Source organism: Mesorhizobium sp. dw_380 (assembly GCF_018588885.1).
In the GTDB taxonomy this organism is placed as follows: Bacteria; Pseudomonadota; Alphaproteobacteria; order Rhizobiales; family Rhizobiaceae; genus Mesorhizobium.
The window spans coordinates 46,346-65,292 of record NZ_JAFFIW010000016.1; the positions used below are offsets into that span (position 1 = coordinate 46,346).

General features: G+C 66.0%; 17 protein-coding genes and 1 tRNA gene. 4 read left to right on the forward strand and 14 right to left on the reverse strand.

Translation table 11 applies throughout. The annotated features are described in order from the left end of the window. Positions 1-3: 3 nt before the first annotated feature. Entirely contained in the window at positions 4-1,296 is a 1,293-nt protein-coding gene (locus tag JT360_RS17325; protein WP_214472881.1) for an efflux RND transporter periplasmic adaptor subunit, read from the reverse strand. A 102-nt stretch (positions 1,297-1,398) separates the two neighbouring features. Here JT360_RS17325 and JT360_RS17330 point away from each other — a divergent pair, with 102 nt between their 5' ends. Next, positions 1,399-2,307 (forward strand): PhzF family phenazine biosynthesis protein, encoded by a 909-nt coding sequence (locus JT360_RS17330; RefSeq protein ID WP_214472882.1) that lies wholly within the window; start codon positions 1,399-1,401, stop codon positions 2,305-2,307. 106 nt (positions 2,308-2,413) lie between these two features. After that, a tRNA-Lys gene (locus JT360_RS17335) sits at positions 2,414-2,489 on the forward strand. A gap of 145 nt (positions 2,490-2,634) precedes the next feature. On the opposite strand, the gene JT360_RS17340 is transcribed toward JT360_RS17335, so the two are convergent. Further along, positions 2,635-2,946, reverse strand: a complete 312-nt coding sequence (locus JT360_RS17340; protein WP_214472883.1) for a hypothetical protein — start codon at positions 2,944-2,946, stop codon at positions 2,635-2,637. Between the two features lie 342 nt (positions 2,947-3,288). On the opposite strand from JT360_RS17340, the gene JT360_RS17345 reads away from it, so the two are divergent. Beyond that, entirely contained in the window at positions 3,289-4,242 is a 954-nt protein-coding gene (locus JT360_RS17345; protein WP_214472884.1) for a DUF5996 family protein, read from the forward strand. A gap of 238 nt (positions 4,243-4,480) precedes the next feature. Here the strand turns inward: JT360_RS17345 and cobT are convergent, their stop codons facing one another. Genes cobT through cbiE form a run of 7 tightly spaced genes read right to left on the reverse strand, consistent with a single transcriptional unit; the run spans position 4,481 to position 10,813 of the window. Next, positions 4,481-5,491 carry a nicotinate-nucleotide--dimethylbenzimidazole phosphoribosyltransferase gene (gene cobT / locus JT360_RS17350; protein WP_214472885.1) on the reverse strand — a complete coding sequence of 337 codons (1,011 nt, stop codon included), beginning with the start codon at positions 5,489-5,491 and terminating at the stop codon, positions 4,481-4,483. Positions 5,492-5,531: 40 nt separating this feature from the next. Then, positions 5,532-6,314, reverse strand: coding sequence for an adenosylcobinamide-GDP ribazoletransferase (gene cobS / locus JT360_RS17355; RefSeq protein WP_214472886.1), 783 nt, complete (start codon positions 6,312-6,314; stop codon positions 5,532-5,534). A 3-nt stretch (positions 6,315-6,317) separates the two neighbouring features. Next, entirely contained in the window at positions 6,318-7,631 is a 1,314-nt protein-coding gene (locus JT360_RS17360; protein ID WP_214472887.1) for a cobyrinic acid a,c-diamide synthase CobB, read from the reverse strand. Then, positions 7,628-8,446, reverse strand: coding sequence for a uroporphyrinogen-III C-methyltransferase (gene cobA / locus JT360_RS17365; protein WP_214472888.1), 819 nt, complete (start codon positions 8,444-8,446; stop codon positions 7,628-7,630). Before cobA ends, JT360_RS17360 begins: the two co-directional genes overlap by 4 nt. Next, a complete protein-coding gene (gene cobM, locus JT360_RS17370; protein WP_214472889.1) occupies positions 8,443-9,207 on the reverse strand; it encodes a precorrin-4 C(11)-methyltransferase in 765 nt (254 codons plus the stop codon). The genes cobA and cobM overlap by 4 nt, the downstream gene beginning before the upstream one ends. Beyond that, positions 9,204-9,590: a cobalamin biosynthesis protein gene (locus JT360_RS17375; protein ID WP_214472890.1), complete on the reverse strand. Its 387-nt coding sequence runs from the start codon at positions 9,588-9,590 to the stop codon at positions 9,204-9,206. The genes cobM and JT360_RS17375 overlap by 4 nt, the downstream gene beginning before the upstream one ends. Continuing rightward, positions 9,587-10,813 carry a precorrin-6y C5,15-methyltransferase (decarboxylating) subunit CbiE gene (gene cbiE, locus JT360_RS17380; protein ID WP_214472891.1) on the reverse strand — a complete coding sequence of 409 codons (1,227 nt, stop codon included), beginning with the start codon at positions 10,811-10,813 and terminating at the stop codon, positions 9,587-9,589. The genes JT360_RS17375 and cbiE overlap by 4 nt, the downstream gene beginning before the upstream one ends. 112 nt (positions 10,814-10,925) lie before the next feature. Here cbiE and JT360_RS17385 point away from each other — a divergent pair, with 112 nt between their 5' ends. Then, positions 10,926-11,699 (forward strand): cobalt-precorrin-6A reductase, encoded by a 774-nt coding sequence (locus JT360_RS17385; RefSeq protein ID WP_214472892.1) that lies wholly within the window; start codon positions 10,926-10,928, stop codon positions 11,697-11,699. On the opposite strand, the gene JT360_RS17390 is transcribed toward JT360_RS17385, so the two are convergent. The 5 genes from JT360_RS17390 to JT360_RS17410 are packed head-to-tail and all read right to left on the reverse strand — an operon-like array spanning position 11,663 to position 18,936. After that, positions 11,663-12,427: a precorrin-3B C(17)-methyltransferase gene (locus JT360_RS17390; RefSeq protein WP_214472893.1), complete on the reverse strand. Its 765-nt coding sequence runs from the start codon at positions 12,425-12,427 to the stop codon at positions 11,663-11,665. The genes JT360_RS17385 and JT360_RS17390 overlap by 37 nt on opposite strands. Beyond that, complete coding sequence (locus tag JT360_RS17395) at positions 12,424-13,182, reverse strand: precorrin-2 C(20)-methyltransferase (protein ID WP_214472894.1); 759 nt, start codon at positions 13,180-13,182, stop codon at positions 12,424-12,426. The genes JT360_RS17390 and JT360_RS17395 overlap by 4 nt, the downstream gene beginning before the upstream one ends. Next, entirely contained in the window at positions 13,179-13,811 is a 633-nt protein-coding gene (locus tag JT360_RS17400) for a precorrin-8X methylmutase (RefSeq protein ID WP_214472895.1), read from the reverse strand. Before JT360_RS17400 ends, JT360_RS17395 begins: the two co-directional genes overlap by 4 nt. A gap of 2 nt (positions 13,812-13,813) precedes the next feature. Beyond that, a complete protein-coding gene (gene cobG, locus JT360_RS17405; protein WP_214472963.1) occupies positions 13,814-15,289 on the reverse strand; it encodes a precorrin-3B synthase in 1,476 nt (491 codons plus the stop codon). Next, positions 15,286-18,936 carry a cobaltochelatase subunit CobN gene (locus JT360_RS17410; RefSeq protein ID WP_214472896.1) on the reverse strand — a complete coding sequence of 1,217 codons (3,651 nt, stop codon included), beginning with the start codon at positions 18,934-18,936 and terminating at the stop codon, positions 15,286-15,288. The genes cobG and JT360_RS17410 overlap by 4 nt, the downstream gene beginning before the upstream one ends. Positions 18,937-18,947: the final 11 nt, after the last annotated feature.

The window sequence follows — 18,947 nt, forward strand, 5'->3', positions numbered from 1 at the left end:
GGATCAGCTCCGCTGCTGCGACGCGGTGATGACCTGCGCGCCTTCCTCCAGGCCGGACGTGATCTCGGTCAGTTCACCGTCGGTCGAGCCGATCTTGACGCTGACCGGATGCGGCCGGCCGTTCTCCAGCACATAGAGCGCGCGCGAGCCATCGGTGGGTGCCGTCGCGGCCTGGCGCTGGCGATTGCCGCCAGGACGGCCCATGCGGCCGGTGAACAGGTCGCTGAGGCTCCACGCGCGCGCCGCCGGCTGCGCCGGGCGATAGCGGAAAGCGCTGGCGGGCACTGTAAGGACATCCTTGGCCTGCCGGGTGACGACCGAAACAGTGGCGGTCATGCCGGGGCGCAGCAACAGTTCGGAATTGTCGACCTCGAGCCGCGCATTGTAGGTGACGACCCCGTCTGTCGTGACCGAGGCATAGGAGATGTCGCGGATCTCGGCATCGAACGGCCGGTCGGGGAAGGCGTCGACCGTGAAACGCGCATGCTGGCCTGGCTTGACGGCGCCGATGTCGGCTTCGTCGACCGCCGCCACCAGTTCCATGTTCCTCAAATCCGCGGCGATGATGAACAGCACCGGCGCCTGCAGCGAGGAGGCGACCGTCTGGCCGGGATCGACCGAACGCGTCAGCACGATGCCGTCGATCGGCGCGTAGATGGTGCTGTTGGCAAGGTCGGTCTGCTGCGATTTCAGGTCGGCATTGGCGATGGCGAGATTGGCCTCGGCGCTGTCGAGCGCCGCCTTGGAGCGGTCACGCGTCGCGGTCGCCGCCTCGAGCGACTGGTCGGTCGCCATGCCGCGCTTGGTCAAGGCCGCTGCGCGAACCAGCGCGCTCTCGTTCTCGGCAAGCGTCACCCTGGCGTCCTCGACATTGGCCGCCGCCGCCTTGGCGGACGCCTGCGCCCGTTCGATCTGGACCTGGAGTTTCGTGGTATCGAGGGCCGCCAACACGTCGCCCTTCTTCACCTGCTGGTTCTCGTTGACCGAGACCGAGCGTATGATGCCGGAGAGCTGGCTGGAAATGTCGACCTGGGTGAGCGGCTGCAGGGTGCCGGTCGCCGACACCTGGACGGTCAGGTCGGCCCTGGCTGCCGGCACCGTGGTGTAATCAACCTTGGCGGGTGTGCCCGCATACCACTGATAAAGGCCAAGAGCGGCTGCAAGCACGATCAGCGTGAGCAACGCATAGAGCCAGCCACGCCGGCGCGTCTTGCGCAGACCTTGTCTGTCAAGCCCAAGCGCCGTCTCGATGGCGGAATCCGATTCCGTCTTTGGCAGATTGACAATCTGGTCCACTCTGGACCCCTATTGAAGCGTAATGTCCCTATCTGTGCACAGATCAGGCTTGCTGGTTCAAATATCAAATTAAATTTCGCCCATGTTGGGATTGAGGCAGGAATGCAAACCCGGAATTACTTGCTTTACGATGTGTTCACGACCGAGCGACTGGCCGGCAATCCGCTGGCCGTGGTGTTGGATTGCAAAGGTCTGGATACGGCGGCGATGCAGGCCATCGCGCGCGAGTTCAACCTGTCCGAATCGGTCTTTGTGCTGCCGCCGGACAATCCCAAGCACAAAAACCGCATCCGCATCTTCACGCCCGACTATGAAATGCCGTTCGCCGGCCATCCGACCGTCGGTTCGGCAATCGCGCTGGCCGAACTGGCCGGCGAGGGCGAGGCCGGCATCTTCGTGCTGGAAGAAAACATCGGCCTGGTGCGTTGCGCCGTGAGCAAACACGACGGCGCCATCTTCGCCGAGTTCGACCTGGCGAAATTGCCGGAGCCGCTGAAGCTCGAGGCCGATCCGGAGGCGATAGGTGCTGCCCTTGGCCTTGCCCCGCATGAGATCGGCTTCGAGAATCACCGCGTCGCGTTCTGGTCGGCGGGCGTGCCCTATGTGACCATTCCGGTCGCCAACCTCGAAGCGGCGGGCCGCATCCGGCTGGACAACCAGGCGTGGTCGGAACTGGCGCCGCGCAAGAGCGACTGGGCCTTCGCCAGCCCCTATGTCTATTGCCGCGAGACGGTGAACCACGAAAGCGCTTTCCATGTGCGCATGATCGTGCCCGGCACGCCTACCTATGAAGATCCGGCGACCGGCTCGGCGGCCGCCGCGTTCGCCGGCGCCATCATGCATTTCGATGGCCCGACGGATGGCGTTTCGCAACTGTGGATCGAGCAGGGGCTGGAGATGGGCCGGCCGTCGCGCATACGCCTGGAACTCAATGTCGAGGGCGGAAAACTGGCCTCCGCGCGCATCGGCGGTCATGCGATCAAGGTGGCGGAAGGCAGACTGTTCGTCTGATCGCCGCCAGGCCTGGTCGATTTGTCGGGAAATGATTCCGGCAGGGCTAGACATGACCGATGGTGGCGGCTATATGCCCGCCAACGCCGGTTTTTGCCGGCCGAGTGGGTGCGTAGCTCAGTTGGTAGAGCAGCTGACTCTTAATCAGCGGGTCCACAGTTCAATCCTGTGCGCACCCACCAAACGTCTAACAAAATCAAGTTGTTGGACGAGGTGAGGGACCTGACGGATACGACGGAGCCCGTTTCCGTACATGTCCGAAACGCCGAACTGCTCTATCCCTTTGCTCTGACATAATTCCGGACGGAAAAGCGTTCCTGAAATGTGCTAGCCGCGCGTCATGTCGTTCTCCCGGCTGCCAAAATGTCGCGCTGGCGGCGGCTGATCAGCGCTCGGGTCTTGGTCTGATTCACGGCTGGCCTCAATGATTCCGACCAGTGCGCGAACAAACTCAACCATATCGTTTGCCGTGATGGCTGCCTTGTCGGGATCTTGCCCTATGTGCTCGGCGGCTTCGCAACATGACCGGCGGATGAGATCGTAGTGTAAATCCCGTTCATCCTCCGGCAACGCCGCTAGCTTCATGGCTCGGCTATGAATCAACCGCAGCAATTGTTCGAGAGCTGCTCCGACACTCATGCGTTTGCTCCGCATTGGTCGAGCGTCCCGGCGCTTCGGCGCGCGTTTGGAACGTCCGATGAGGAGGTGTTTCCCATCCCCGTACGGAAGGCTGCATCACAGCCGTTAATATATTCTTTATTGCTAATATAAGACGCTTCGCAGGAGCGACCCTGCACAAGCGCGGCCGCCTGCTGCCTCCTCGGAAATCGTGCTCAGTAGCGATGACATCAAAAGAGCCCGCCACCTGAGTAACGTTGGCTTTTGCCCAGGGCCCGGATGCTGGCCAATCGACAGAAGGGCTTCATATAGTGACATCGATCGTGGCTTGCGATCAGTCGCTTCGGCGAAGGAAGGAGAACCATGTCGTCTGTCTTGAATTCGGAACGCTGGCCGGGTCTGCCCTACGCAGCCTGGAAAGATACCTACGAGACGCTCCACCTGTGGACCCAGATCGCTGGCAAGATCCGCTTGATGCGCGAGCCCTGGCTGAACCATTCCTGGCATGTCCCGTTCTACCTGACAGCGCGCGGTCTTACGACCTCGCCGATCCCCGCTGGCGGCGGGCGGGTCTTCCAGATGGATTTCGACTTCATAGACCATCTGCTGTGGGTGAGGACGAGCGACGGTCACATCCGCCACGTCATGCTTGCACCGAAAACCGTGGCGGAATTCTATGGCGAAGTGACCTCTGCGCTTGCCGAACTAGGACTCGCGACACCGATCCTCACGCAGCCCTCCGAAATCGCCGACGGCATCCTGTTCGAGCAAGACCGTGCTCATGCTTCTTATGATCGCGACTACGCCCACCGCTTCTGGCGCATCCTGCTATCGACACACGAGGTCCTTTCGCGATTCCGGACAGGATTTCTGGGCAAGGTCAGTCCCGTCCATTTCTTCTGGGGCGGCTTTGATCTGGCAGTGACGCGCTTTTCAGGCAGGCGGGCGCCGCCGCATCCAGGCGGCATTCCGCATCTGTCCGACGCGGTCACCCGCGAAGCCTATTCGCATGAGGTGAGCAGTGCCGGGTTCTGGCCGGGTGGCGGCCCGATCGACTATCCAGCCTTCTATTCCTATGCCTATCCGTCACCAGAAGGCTTTGCGTCAGCGAGGGTCGAGCCGCAGCAGGCATTCTTCTCCCGGGAGCTCGGTGAATTCCTTTTGCCCTATGAGGCAATATGTCGGGCGCAAGACCCGGAAGCGATGCTCACGGCATTTCTGCAGAGTACTTACGAGGCTGCCGCCGAACTCGGCAAATGGGATCGCGGAGCCCTCGAATGCCCCGTTGGTGTCCCTTGCCGGCCACGCGCACCATAGGCCGCACGGCTGAACTGAACTCGAGACGCTGCGCCCGACATTCTGCCAAGGCGGGCGACAGGATCGGGCCGGCCAGAGCAATGCAGACGGTGTCATGGGCTTTGCCAGCATCCACGGCGAACTGCATCTCAGCCCGGCAAAAGCTCCGCTCCTGCCATCGAAATCTCTGATAGTCCCTGCAAGAATATCGCGATGCCGCCGTTTGGGAGCTTCGAAGCCATCCGCGCTTGGGCCTGCATTATTTCTCCGAAACGCCAGCCTCGGCAAAACTTGCCATGCGGGCATGGCATTCCAGTGCCGAGCGGACGATGTTGACGGCGAGGCAAGCGCCGGAACCTTCGCCGAGCCGCATGCCGAGATCGAGCAGCGGCGGCAGGCCGAGGGCTTCGAGCAGGCCACGGTGGCCCGATTCAGCCGAAACGTGGGCGGCGATCGTGTGTGCGAGACCGGCCGGATGCAGTCTTGCCAGCGGAGCCGCGGCAGCCGTGCAGACGAAGCCGTCGAGCAGCACGGGTATGCCGAGATGGCGGGCGGCGAGCGTGGCGCCGAAGATGGCGGCGAGTTCGCGCCCGCCAAGTGCCGCAGCAATGCCGAGCGGATCGGCGAGGGCCGCGGCGTGGCGCTTCAGGCCAGCTTCGATGGCGACCACCTTGCGCTTCAAGCCTGCATCGTCGACGCCGGTGCCGCGTCCGGTCCATTTTTCGGCACCGCCACCAAACAGGGCGGCTGAAATGGCGGCGGCCGGCGTGGTGTTGCCGATGCCCATTTCGCCGAAGCAGATCAGGTCGAGGTCTTTCGTCACCGCATCATGGCCGGCCGAGACGGCGGCTAGGAACGCCTTCTCATCCAGTGCCGGCACTTGCGTGAAATCGCCCGTCGGATGGTCGAGATCGAGCGGGATGACATCGAGTTCGGCGCCGGCGATGCGGGCGAGCTGGTTGATGGCGGCGCCGCCGCCAGCGAAATTCGCCACCATCTGCACGGTGACTTCCGAAGGGTAGGCCGACACGCCCTGCGCGGTGACGCCGTGATTGCCGGCGAAGACGAAGACCTTCACCCGGTCGAGTTTCGGCATGTCGCGGCCCTGCCAGCGCGCCAGCCATGCGGCGATGCTTTCCAGCCGGCCGAGGCTACCTTGCGGCTTGGTCAGCGTGTCCTGGCGGCGGGCGACCGCGTTGGCGGCCGCATCGCTGCCGGCGGGCAGGTCGAGGCAGGCTGCGCGCAATTCATCGAGGGATTTGAAGGACATGGGGGAAAAATCTCCGAAAGGGAATCAGGTCAAAAGGGAATCAAGAAAGGGCGACGGAAGCGACGAGCAGCACCGCGATTTCGCTCACCTGCTGCAAGGCGCCGATCGTGTCGCCGGTCTGGCCACCGATCTGGTTGAGGCAAAGCGCGTGGAAGCCGACAAACAGCAGGCCAAGCAGGATGAGCGCGGCGATGGCGCCGCCGGGGCCAAGCAGGAGGAGCGGGATCGCGCCGAGCACCGCACTGGCTATGGCGATCTGCCGCGAGACGGTGCCGGCGCCAACCGAGAGGCCGTCGGACCGCGCCGGCGGCAAGAGATGCATGAGGGCGCCCAGCACGCCGCGCGAGGCGGCGTGGGCAGCCACGAGGGCGAAGAGCGCCTGCGTGGGGTCGACGAACTCCGAGAGCGCACTCCAGCGGATCAGCAGCGACAGGACCAGCGCCATGGCGCCATAAGCGCCGATGCGGCTGTCGCGCATGATCTCGAGTTTGCGGCCGCGCGACTTGCCGCCGCCAAACCCGTCGGCGACATCGGACAGCCCGTCCTCGTGCAGGCAGCCGGTGGTGAGCACCGTTGCCACAAGGGCAAGAGCTGCCGCCGGGCCCATGGCAAGGCCAAACCGTTCCGCCGTGGCAAAGACGATCGCGCCGATCAGGCCGACCACAACGCCGGCGACAGGTGCCGCCCAGATCGCGGCGGCAAGGCCGCGGCCGCGAAAATCGAACACGGGCAGCGGCAGCCTGGTGAAGAAGACCAGGCAGAGCGCGATGTCATCGAGGATTTGCCGGGCTGAGAAGGTCAAGTTGGGGAACTTCTTTTTCATGGCCTAGCCCCTCGCAATGGCGTGGAAGAAGGTGCCGCTGACATGGCCGCGCCGATAGCCCGAAGCGCCGATCGGATTGCCCTGGCCGTCGGCGAGGTCGGCCAGCGGCTCGTCATTGCCGGTGGCCGTCATCTGCGCATAGTGGAATTCGTGGCCTCGGATCAGCGCGCCTCGTGTCCCCAACGGGCAGGCCGCACGCAGCCGCGCCTCGCGGTAACCAAGGTTCATCTTGCGTTTGGCGAAGCTGGTGGAATGACCGAGCAGGCCGAGCATGCGATGCGTTTCGCCCGAGGCATCCTCCAGGGCTTCGCCGAGCACCATGAAGCCACCGCACTCGCCATGGACGGGCTTAGTCGCTGCAAACCTTGCCATGCCGGTTTTGAAGGTCTCCGCCGCCGCGAGGCGGGCGGGGTGAAGCTCGGGATAGCCGCCGGGCAGCCAGCAGACATCGCAATCCGGGTGAGGCGCTTCGTCGGCGAGGGGTGAGAACGGAACGATCTCGGCGCCGGCCTTGCGCCAATAGGCGGCGACGTGCGGGTAGAGGAAGGTGAAGGCGGCATCTTCGGCCAGCGCGATGCGTTGGCCGGGCGGCTGCAGCGCGTCGGCGAAGCCGCCTTCTGCCGGGGTAAGCGGCGTTGCCAGCGCCATGATGGCGTCGAGGTCGAGTGATTTCTCCGCCATGTCGGCGAGCCGGTCGAGATGCGCCATCAGGTCATCATATTCGCCGGCCTGGACCAGGCCGAGATGGCGTTCGGGCAGGTTCAGCGTGGGATCGCGCAGGATGGCGCCAACGACGGGCAGTCCAATCGCCTCGATGGCATCGCCGGAGAGCCGCCGGTGGCGCTCGCTGCCCAGCCGGTTGAGCACGACTCCAGCCATGCGTACCTCAGGATCATAGGTGGCAAATCCCTTGGCGACGGCGGCCGCCGTGGTCGATTGGCCCGACACATCGAGCACCAGCAGCACCGGCAGGCTGTAGAGCCGGGCGAGATCGGCGGCAGACCCGGTGCGGCCCGGCGCGGCCGGAATGCCGTCGAACAGGCCCATGGCGCTTTCGAGGATGACGAAATCGGCATCGTCGGCGGCTCGCGCGGCGAGCGCGTTGAGCAGCGACGGAGGCATCGCCCAGCTGTCGAGATTGACGCCGGAAAGCCCCGTGGCTGCGGTGTGGAAACCGGGATCGATATAGTCGGGGCCGGATTTGGCGCCGCGCACTTTCAGCCCGCGCCGGGTGAGTGCGCGCAGGATGCCGATGGTGACGCTGGTCTTGCCGGAGCCCGAGCGCGGCGCACCGATGATGATGGCCCGAGCCGTCATGTCTTGCCCGCCAGTGCCGCGCGCATGGCGACGATGCCGCCGACGACGATCAGCGCGGGTGAGGTGAGCCCAGCCGCGGCCGCCGCCTCGGCGATGGTGGCGAGCGTGGCGACGACGGTTCGCTCCTGCGGTGTCGTGGCGGCGACGATCACCGCCGCCGGTGTCGACGGCGCCAGTCCGCCGTCGAGCAGGGCGGCGGCGATCAGGGGCAAATTGGCCATGCCCATGTAGACGACGACAGGCTGGCCGGTGCGGGCAATCGCCGCCCAGTCGATGTCGTCATCGGTGCCGGCGGCGTGGCCGGTCGCCAGGATAACCGCCTTGTTGATGCCGCGCATGGTGGCCGGGATGCCGGTGGCGGCCAGTGCGCTCAGCCCCGAGGTCAGGCCGGGCAGGACGCGGAACGGGATATCTTCCCGTGCCAGCGCCAGCGCCTCTTCACCGCCACGGCCGAAAATATAGGGGTCGCCACCCTTCAGCCTGACGACGCGGCGGCCGTCACGCGCCAGCCGGACCAGCAAAGCGGTGATGTCATCCTGCTTCATCGACGGTTTCCCGCCGCGCTTGCCGGCAAAGAAAAGCTCGGCATTTTCCGCAACCGCGACGACATCCGGCGAAACCAGCGCGTCATAGACCAGCGCATCCGCCTCGGCCAGCGCGGCCAGCACTTCCAGCGTCAGGCAGCCGGGGTCGCCGGGACCGGCGCCGGCCAGCCAGACATGGCCCGGCTCAAGCGGGCGCGGCTTGAAGTTCAGCCGGGACAAGGCCTGTTCGAGCGTGGCGTTTTCGCCCTTGTTTTTGCTGCTGCCGCTCACAATCCGTCCCGTCCGCGAAACCGCCGCTGGTAATGGGCATCATACAAAGAACTCTCGCCAAACCCTTCCGCAGCGAGAGAGCGGCCGACGAAGATGATCGCCGTGCGCTCCATCGGATCGGCGGCGAGCTGTGCCTCGATCGTTGCCAGCGTGCCGGTCAGCACGCGCTCATCCGGCCAGGAGGCACGGAAGACGATCGCCACCGGGCAATCACCGCCATAGTGCGGCGTCAGTTCGGCGACGACGCGGTCGATGGCATGGATGGCAAGATGGATGGCCAGCGTGGCGCCGGTGCGGCCGAAGCCGGCCAGCGTTTCGCCGGGCGGCATTTTTGATGCACGTCCGGAGACGCGGGTCAGCACCAGGCTTTGCGCGACTTCGGGAATGGTCAGTTCGCGACGCAGTGCTGCGGCCGCGGCGGCGAAGGAGGGGACGCCCGGCGTCAGCGTGTAGGGAATACCGTGCTTTTCCAGTCGACGGATCTGCTCGGCAACCGCGCTCCACACCGACAGGTCGCCGGAATGCAGGCGCGCCACATCCTGGCCGGCTCTGTGGGCATCGAGATATGCGGCCTCGATCTCGTCGAGCGACATCGGCGCAGTGTCGATCAGCTTTGTCCCCGGCACGCAGTGCTGGAGCAATTCGGGCGCGACGATCGAGCCGGCATGGAGGCAGACCGGGCAGCTTGCCAGCAGTCTGGCGCCCCGCAGGGTGATCAGGTCGGGGGCACCGGGACCGGCGCCGATGAAATGAACGGTCATGGCGCGTCTCCGCTGATGGCGATGGCGCAGGTGACGGGCCCGAGCACCGTGCGGGGGCCGAGCAGCCTGGCGCCCTTGCCCGCAACCGCAAGGGCCGATGCTTCGGAAACCGATGGCGTGCCGGCAAGGTCCTGCGACAAATCGGAATGGCTGAGCGTGTCCGGCGAGGCGGCCTGAAGTGCTGTGTCATCGACGATGATGACCGGAAGGTCCAGCGCGCGGCCCGCGGCGGCGATCGCGTCTTCATCTTTCTTGAGCGCGGCGGTTGCCAATGCCGAAAGAGCCGTCATCGCCAGCCCATGCGCTTCGAGGGCGGTCTCGATCGCCGCGAGCACGTCCTCGACCCCAACGCCTTTTCGGCTGCCGATGCCCGCGACGATCATGGCTTCACCCAACTCCATTGTGTGACCGGCATGGCCGGCCGCCATGCCTGCATCGAGCCGACCGGCGAGGCGCGGGAGATGTTAATCCGGGTGAGATCGCCGCCCAGTTTCGTATGTTGGGCGAGAAGCAGGGCTTCCATCTCAAGGGTCACGGCATTGGCGACGAGCCGGCCGCCAGGGCGCAGCGCCTTGATGGCGGCGTTCAACACGCCGGTATCGCTGCCGCCGCCGCCGATGAAGATCGCATCCGGCATATCCAGCTTTGCAAGCGCCTTGGGCGCGATGCCTTCCACCACGACAAGGCCGGGTACGCCGCAGGCAGCGGCATTGTGACCAATGCGAGCGGCGCGGATTGGGTCCGCTTCGATGGCAATCGTGCGCATTGAGGGGTGGGCGAGCATCCATTCGATGCCGATGGAGCCGGAGCCGGCGCCGATATCCCACAGCAGTTCGCCGCGCCTCGGCGCCAGTGACGAAAGCGTAATGGCGCGGATTTCGCGTTTGGTGATCTGGCCGTCATGGTCGAACAGGTGATCGGCAAGCCCAACCGTAAGCGGCAGCACGCGCGCTTGCGGGCTGGGATCAATTTCGATGGCCAGCACGTTGAGCGGATTGATGTTTTCCAGGTCGAAGGCATCGGCGCGGGCGGAGCGCAGCATTTCCTTTGGCCCGCCCAGTGCTTCCAGGATCGTCAGCCGCGAGGCGCCGAAGTCGAGTTCGGTGAGCAGGCGGGCGATCGCCGCCGGTGCATCGCCATCGGATGTCAGCGCCAATATGCGCGCGTTGGGTTGCAGCAGCGGGCGAATCAGATCGAGCGGCCGGCCATGCAGCGAAACGGTCTCGATATCCTGCAGCGCCCAGCCAAGCCGGGCGGCGGCCAGCGAAACGGCCGACGGCGCGGGGATGACATGCATCGCTTGCGGCTTGATCTTGCGGGCGAGTGCGGCCCCGACACCGTGGAAAAAGGGATCGCCGGAGGCGAGCACGCAGACGCGCCTGCCGGCAAGCGCCAGCACGTCGCGCATCTCTGGATCGAAAGGAACCGGCCAGGGACGAGGCTCGCCCTTGGCGAAGGAGGCGACCAGCGCCAGATGCCGCTTGCCGCCGAAGATGATCTCCGCTTGGGCAATCCGCTGCTTGGCCTCGTCGCCGAGACCGGCTAAACCGTCCTCGCCGATGCCGACGATTGTGAGCCATTTGGGCGATGCCTGATTTTTTGACATGTCGCGCCGCCCCTCATCCGCCTGCCGGCACCTTCTCCCCGTATAGTGACGGTGAGAAGGGGACTGGCTGCAACGCTGGTGAGCCCAATGGGCGCGACCCATCATGGTGCAAATGAAGAAAATTCTGATCCTCGGCGGCACCACGGAAGCCCGGCAACTGGCCGGAATACTGGCTGCGCGCGCCGCGGTCACTCTGTCGCTGGCCGGCCGCACTGAAAGCCCGGTCGCGCAAGGCGTGCCCGTGCGGAGCGGAGGATTTGGCGGCGCCAAAGGTTTGGCCACTTATCTCGGTGAGGCGGGCATCGATCTGCTGATCGATGCGACGCATCCTTATGCGGCGCGAATCTCGGCCAATGCGGCACAAGCCGCGCGCATGGTGAGGGTGCCGATCTTCGCCCTGCGCCGTCCGGGCTGGGAGCCGGTCGAAGGCGACCGCTGGACTGACGTCGATACGGTGGGCGATTCCGTGCAAGCGCTTGGACCCGCGCCGCGCCGCGTCTTTCTGGCGCTCGGCCGGCAAGAGGTCGCCGCTTTCGAAGCAGCCCCCCAGCACCACTATCTCATCCGCAGCGTCGATCCGGTCGAGCCGCAGCTGGCAGTGCCCGATGCCAGCTATCTGCTGGCGCGGGGTCCGTTCCGCGAGCCGGACGAGCGGGCGCTGCTCAGGGAACAGCGCATCGACGTCGTCGTGTCCAAGAACAGCGGCGGTGCTGCCACTTACGGCAAGATCGCAGCGGCGCGGGCGCTTGATATCGAGGTGATCATGGTCCGCAGGCCTGATCTGCCGGACGTCCCTTCGGCTGAAACGGTCGAAGCGCTGGCCGCCATTGTCAACCAATTTGGCGTCGATCATCTTGTCGAGCCCGCTGCCGAACGCGGCGTGTAGACCAGCGCCGGTTTGTCGCCGCGCCTGATGATCCGGGTTTCCGGCGAACCGATGATGATGCAGGTTGCCATATCGGCTTTCTGCGCGTCGACATCGGCCAGCAGGAACACCTCGATGCGTTCGTCCGGGCGGCCGGCGGCGCGGCCGAAAATGACAGGCGTGGTGCCGGGCAGGATTGCGGTCAGACACTCGAAGGCGCGGCCAAGCTGCCAGGGGCGCGCCTTGCTGATCGGGTTGTAGAGCGCGATGACGAAGCCGGCGCCGGCGGCCGCCAGCAGACGCAGCTCGATCAAATCCCACGGCTTCAGATTGTCGGACAGCGAGATGGCGCAGAAATCATGGCCGAGCGGGGCACCGATGCGGGCGGCAACGGCGAGCATGGCGGTGATGCCGGGCACGACGGAAACATCGACCGTACGCCACTCGGCCGGGCCGGCCTCGATCGCCTCGCAGACGGCGGCGGCCATGGCGAAGACGCCGGGATCGCCGCCCGAGACGACGGCGACGTCGTGGCCCTCGGCGGCCTTTATCAATGCATCCTTAGAGCGGGCGAGTTCCTCGCGATTGTCTGAGGCGACGCGGGTCTGGTCGGGGCGCAGCTCGAGCCGGTCGAGATAGGGCTTGTAGCCATAGAAGAATTTCGCCTCGGCCACCGCGCGGCTGGCTTCCGGCGTGACCTGATCGGCATTGCCCGGTCCAAGGCCGATGACGGTGAGATGGCCGCTCATGCCTGCGCTCCCAGCGCGCCGGGCCGGCCTGACCAGCCGGCGATCAATACGATGGCGAAATAGGGCGCCTTGTCGTCCTGTTTGTCGGCGAGCTTCATCGACATGCTGCCGGGCATGGTGCCGCGCTCGACATAGACGGCGCGCGTCAGCTTGCCGGTGGCTTCGAGCGCTCGCCTGATCTTGGGCAGGTTGCGGCCGACCTTCATGATGACGGCGGCATCGGTGTCGGCCAGCCGGCGCGTCAGCTCGAACTCGCTCATCGTGCCGGGCAGCACCGTCAGCACGTCATCGCCCTGGACAATTGGCAGGCCGGTTGCCGACCAGCAGCCGGACATGGCGGTTATGCCGGGGATGACCTCGGTCGGGAAGCGATGGGCGAGGCGCACATGCAGGTGCATGTAGGAGCCGTAGAACAGCGGATCGCCTTCGGACAGAACGGCGACCATTTTTCCGGCCTGAAGATGTTCGGCGACTGTCTCGGCGGATTCCTCGTAGAACGCCGTGATCTGCGAGCGGTAGTCGTCGTGATCCTTGTCGATCTCGGTGGTGACGGGATAGAGCAGCGGGAGTTCCAGCATGTCAGGCCGGAAGCGCGCCTCGACGATGGCGCGCGCATTGCTGTTGTTGCCGCGTTTGGCGAAATAGGCCACGACATTGGCTTCGGCCAAGGCGCGCGCGGCCTTCAGCGTCAGCAATTCGGGATCGCCGGGACCGGTGCCGACACCGACGAGACGGCCTTTTGGAATCGCGTTCACAGGCCGGGCCTCGCCAATGAATTGAGCGCGGCGGCGGTCATGGCGCTGCCGCCAAGCCGGCCGCGCACGATGGCATAGGGCACGCCATAGCAATTTTCGGCCAGCGCATCCTTGGATTCGGCAGCACCGACGAAGCCGACCGGCATGCCGATGATGGCCGCCGGCTTCGGCGCGCCGTCGCGCAGCTTTTCCAGGAGATAGAACAGCGCGGTCGGCGCATTGCCGATGGCGACGACGGAGCCTGCCATGCGCTCACCCCACAAATCGATCGCTGCGGCCGATCGGGTGTTGCCGATCGCCTTGGCGATGTCGTGCGTGCGCGGGTCGCGCAAGGTGCAGATCACCTCGTTGCCGGCCGGCAGCCTGGCGCGGGTGACGCCATGCGAGACCATTTCCGCGTCGCAGAAGATCGGCGCGCCGGCCGCCAAAGCGGTGCGGGCGGCGGTCACAAAATCAGGGGAGAAGACAAAATGACTTGATGCTTCGACCTGGCCGCAGGCATGAATCATGCGGATCGCGACATCGGCCTCAGCTTCGGAAAAGCGCGCGAGATCAGCCTCGGCGCGGATGATGGCGAAGGAGCGCTCGTAGATCGCTGTGCCGTCGTGGATATAGTCGTAGGCGGCCATGCTCATTCCTGTCGGTAAGCCTCGGCGATGCCGGCCAGCCCGAGCCTTGTCAGGCAAGCGGTGGCTGTTTCGCCCTGATATCGTGCGCTGCGGATCACCGCCGCAACGCGACTGACACCGCGCGCGGCGTCATAGCCCGGCCTGTAGCCGGCAGGAAGGGCCTTTGCCGTCGCGTTCACGACAAGTCCGGCTCCATTTTCGCCGCCGACGATTGTCAGCGCCGCCGCGCCGGGATGCGCGCAGCCCTTGGCGCAGCCGGAAATGTGCAGGGTGAAGTCGAGGATGTCGGCGTTTTCGGCGGCGATCGCCTCGGCAATATCGCGCGTGGCGATGCGGCCGGAAGCGCAGGCCGGCGCGCCGGGGCAAGCGGCGATGCGCGTGCGCGGGTCGGTGGCGGAGGTGATGAAGCCGAGGGTGGCGGCTGTGTGTTGAAGGGGCTGCTTGGCGGCCGGTGGCTGGCCGAGGAAGAGCAGGGCGCGGCCTGGGGCGAGGCGGATTTCGATTGTGCGGAGAGTGAGGGCGTATTGGGCAAGGGTGATGATTTTGTCCGCCGGCACGCTGCCGTAGGGGAGGCCGATGCCGAGGGCGAAAGTGTCGCCGGCTAAGGGGAAAAGGCCGATAGGTTTGCGCGAGGCGCCCCCCTCTGTCCTGCCGGACATCTCCCCCTCAGGGGGGGAGATTGGCAGCTTCGACGCCGGCTTTTCCTTAACAACACCGGAGATTGGCGAAACCATCAGTGACAGCGTAATCTCCCCCCTCGAGGGGGAGATGTCCGGCAGGACAGAGGGGGGCGCCTCGCGCAAACCTGTCAAACATAGCCAACCGGCGAGAGACGCCAACTGCCTCTCCGATAGATCCCTCGCGTGAGCCTCACGACCTTTCTCGGCCACCATCCTCAGCACCGCTACGGCAATGTCGCGCGCCGCGTCGTCTCTCACCGTGGCGAGCAGCCTCGCATCCTGTTCATCGCCCGCGACCGACACCTGCCACTGGATTCCCGCATCGATGCGCACCGCAACGAGCCGCACATCGGCCGTCAACGTATCCATCGTCAACTGCCCACCGCCGTCGACTATCACCGAAACTTTCGGCCCCAGCCGTTGTGTCAATCCAGCTTCCTCGACCGCCATCCTGATCCGCTCAGCCAGCGGCCGGGGGTCGGCGATCTCTTGGGGATCGATGCCCGCCAGCGGCCCGGTCTCGACCGGCAGGCCGGTGCGCACGGTGATGCCCAGCGCATCGACCTCCGTCGCCAGCAGTGCCGCGCTTGCCTCGGTCAGCCCGCGTATCTGCAGGCTGCCGCGTGCTGTCACTTCCATGATGCCATTGCCATGCCGCAGGGCGGATTCGGCCAGTCCGATCAACAGCTTCGGCGACAACCCTCCTGAAACAGGGTTGAGCCGCACCAACAGGCCGTCACCTGTCTGCATTGGCACCGACAGGGCGGGGCAGGCGCCGCGGCGCGAGAAGGCGTTCATGCCGCCACCCCCAGCGCTTCCGCCTCGGCAATCAGCGCGGCGAGATCGTCGTCGATGGAGTTGCGCAAGGGATGCCAAAGGCCACGCCGACGCGCCGACAGGAAGCGCTCGGCGATGACTTTCGCGGCGGCGGGATTCTCGCGCAGGATAAAGGCGCGAACTTCGGCGTCGCCGACATAGGCGTCGTGCACGGCCTCGATCAGCGTGCCCGATATGGCATGGGTGGTTTCGGCGAAACCGACCAGCCGGTCGACCGTCTCGGCGAATTCGGAGGCGCCGCGGGGGCCGTGCCGCATCTGGCCTGATATGAAGCGGGGATTGACGGCGCGGGCGCGCACGACGCGGGCCACCGCCTCGCCGACCGAACGTGGCTTTGGCTTTTGCGGGTCCGTGGTGTCGAGCACGATGACGTCGGCGTTCCTGCCAAGCGCCGCGAGCGCTGCCGAAAAGCCGCCGATGAAGGCGACGTCGGCGGAACCTTCGAGAATGTCGCGGCCGGGGTCGTCGCCGGTGTGGACCAGAAGATCGGCCTCGGCAATACGCCCCTCGAAGACGCCGGGCGCCGATATGCCTTCGCCACCCGCGCCGCCATAGGCGTGCGAGGTGGCATCGAGATAGGCGCGGCCGATCTCTTCGCGCGCGCCCCAGCCGCCGCCCGACAGGAGATCCTCGACGCCGGCGCCATAGGTGCCGGGCGAGGTGCCGAAGATGCGCGGGCTGATTTTTCCATCGGCGCGGGTTTTGGCGGCGAGCGGGTTTTCCAAACCCTCCTCGTCGCGCGCGGCGACGGCGTTGGCGGCGGCATCGATCAGCGCGATCTGGGTCGGGAACATGTCGCGGAACAGGCCTGATATGCGCCAGGTGACATCGACGCGCGGGCGGCCGAGCGTAGCCGGCGGCAGCACTTCGATGCCGGTGATGCGGCCGGTCGCGGCATCCCATTGCGGCCGGCATCCCATCAGCGCCAGGCCTTGCGCGATCTCCTCTCCGCCGGTGCGCAGCGAAGCCGAGCCCCAGAGGTCTGTCACCAGCGAACGCGGCCAGTCGCCATGCGACTGCATGTAGCCGCGCACCACTTCCTCCGCCGCTGTCCGGCCCAGCTCATAGGCGGTCGGCGTCGGCATGGTGCGCGGGTCGGAGGTGAACAGGTTGCGGCCGGTGGGCAAGACATCGGAACGGCCGCGCGCGGGCGCGCCGGCTGGACCTGCCTTGACGTGGCGGCCATCGAGTGCCGCAAGCAGCGCCATCTTTTCGGCCTCCGCGCTCTGGCGGCGCATGGCGTCGGGCTCGCCCTCGGGCGCGCGGCCATAGATATGCAGCCCATCCTTGATGGCGAAATCCTTGAGGTCGCAGAGCCAGGCGTCGATGCGGCGCAGCGCCTCGTCGGGCGCGACGGTCCTGGCGACGCCAGCTTCCGAGGCGAGGCCGGTTTTCTGTGCGGTGTCGACGATCAGCCTGGCGAGACGGTCGCGACGGCGGCGGTCGAGGCCGTCGGCCTGGGCGTATTCGTCGACCAGACGTTCGAGCTTGTGCTGATCCTCGTCCAATCCGGCGCCGGTCAGCGGCGGCGGCAGATGGCCAAGGGTAACGGCGGCGATGCGCCGCTTGGCCTGTGCGGCCTCGCCGGGGTTGGAGACGATGAAGGGATAGATGACGGGCAATGCACCCGTGACGATCTCGGGAAAACAGGTTTTCGAGAGGGCAACCGTCTTGCCCGGCAGCCATTCCAGCGTGCCATGCGCGCCGACATGGATGAGAGCGTGGACGCCAAGCGTTTTGCGCAGCCAGAGGCCGAAGGCGAGGAGTGCATGGCGCGGGGGGAGCATCGGGTCGTGGTAGTCGGCGCGACGGTCGGCGGAGCGGCCGCGGTCCGGGGCGAGCGCGACGGTGACGTTGCCGAAGGTGGCGGCGCGGAAGGGGAAGTGTTTTTTGCTTGATAGCGAAGGTTCGCGCGAGGCGCCCCCCTCTGTCCTGCCGGACATCTCCCCCACTTGGGGGGAGATTGGCAGTTCCGTTGCCGGCTCTCTTCCTTCAACGGTTGAGATTGGCGAAAGCGGTGATGACGGCGTAATCTCCCCACCTGTGGGGGAGATGTCCGGCAGGACAGAGGGGGGCGCCTCGCGCAAACCTATTTCGTCTTCTGCTTTTCCCCACGCGGCCTCGACGGCAGTCATTGCCTCAACTGGCAGATACTTCGAAAGGTCGATATAATCATCCAACCCGAGCCCATCACTGCCGCGCTCCAGCAAATCCAGCAGCGCACGCGGCGATTGCGGAATCCCCTCAGCCACATAACCCTGCTCGCTCAGGTCATGCAGCATCGCCAGCACGCTCGACGGAACGTCGAGGCCGACGGCATAGCCCGTACGCCCGGGCGCGCTTGGGTAGTCCGGGATCAGGATCGCCAGCTTGCGGTTGGCGCGGGGCGTCTCCTGCAGGCGGATAAAGGCTGCGACACGGTCCGCCACCTGCGCTACCCGATCCAACTCCGGCCGATTGGCGAAGGCGCGGTGGCCAAGCGCGGGGTCGGTCTCGCTTTCGCCCTTGAAGGAGATGGCGCCTGCCAGGATGCGGCCGTCGAGTTCGGGCAGCACGACATGCATGGCAAGGTCGGCGGGCGCCAGGCCGCGCTGGTTGTTCTCCCAGATATCGCTACGCGTGGTGGCGACAATGACCTGGAAGACGGGCACGCCGGCACGGTCGAATAGGGTTTCGACACCGGGTTCGGCGCCGGATGCGAAAGCGGTTGCGGTGATGATGGCTGCGGGTTTCAGCGCGGCGAGCGCGGTTTCCACGAAGGAGAGCGACGCCGGGTCCTTGAGGCTGGAGACGAAGATGGGGACGGGGAGCATGTTGCGCTGCCGTAGCGCTTCGAAAAGCGCGTCTATGGGGGCGACATCGGCGGCCAGCAGCATCGAGCGGTAGAAGAGGATAGGGATGACCTTTCCCTCCCCCTCGAGGGGAGGGTGGCCCGCAGGACCGGGTGGGGTCGGCACGACCGGGCTCGGCGTTTGTTTAAGTTGGCGCGTTTCGGAGAGGACCCCACCCCCGGCCTGCGGCCGGACCCTCCCCTCGAGGGGGAGGGGGACGATGCCGCTACTGGGTTGATAGTAGCCCGCTTTCGGCACGCTGACCGGCTCGCAAACAGCCGCATCCTGTCCCCCCAACCCCGCCAGCCGCTGCATCAGCGCGCTCATATTCGCCGGGCCGCCCTCGCGAAAATAGCCGAGCAGCGCGTCGAGTTCCTCGCGCGGCAGCGTCGAGGCTTCGATGAGCCTGACATCCTCGTCGTGGCTTTCACCGGGCAGCAACGCCAGTTTTATGCCGCGTTGGCGGGCGATCGCGGCAAGCTGGTCACAGCCGTAGCGCCACCAGTCGTAACCGCCGAGGATGCGCACCAGGATGATCTTGGCGTGGCGGGCGACGCTGTCGATCCAGAGGTCGACGGACATGGGATGGCGCAGGTCGCGTAGTGCTGCGAGCCGCATGGACGGCAGCCGGCCGGCATCGGCCTTCCACGCGGCCGCAAGGCCGGCGAGGTCGCTGTCGGTGAAGGACAGGGCCACGATATCCGCCGGCGTCTGCCGCAGATCGACCGGCTCGGCGAGATCATCGAGCGAGGCGGAGGTCGTGGTGAGGATGTGCATCGCGGCCCGTG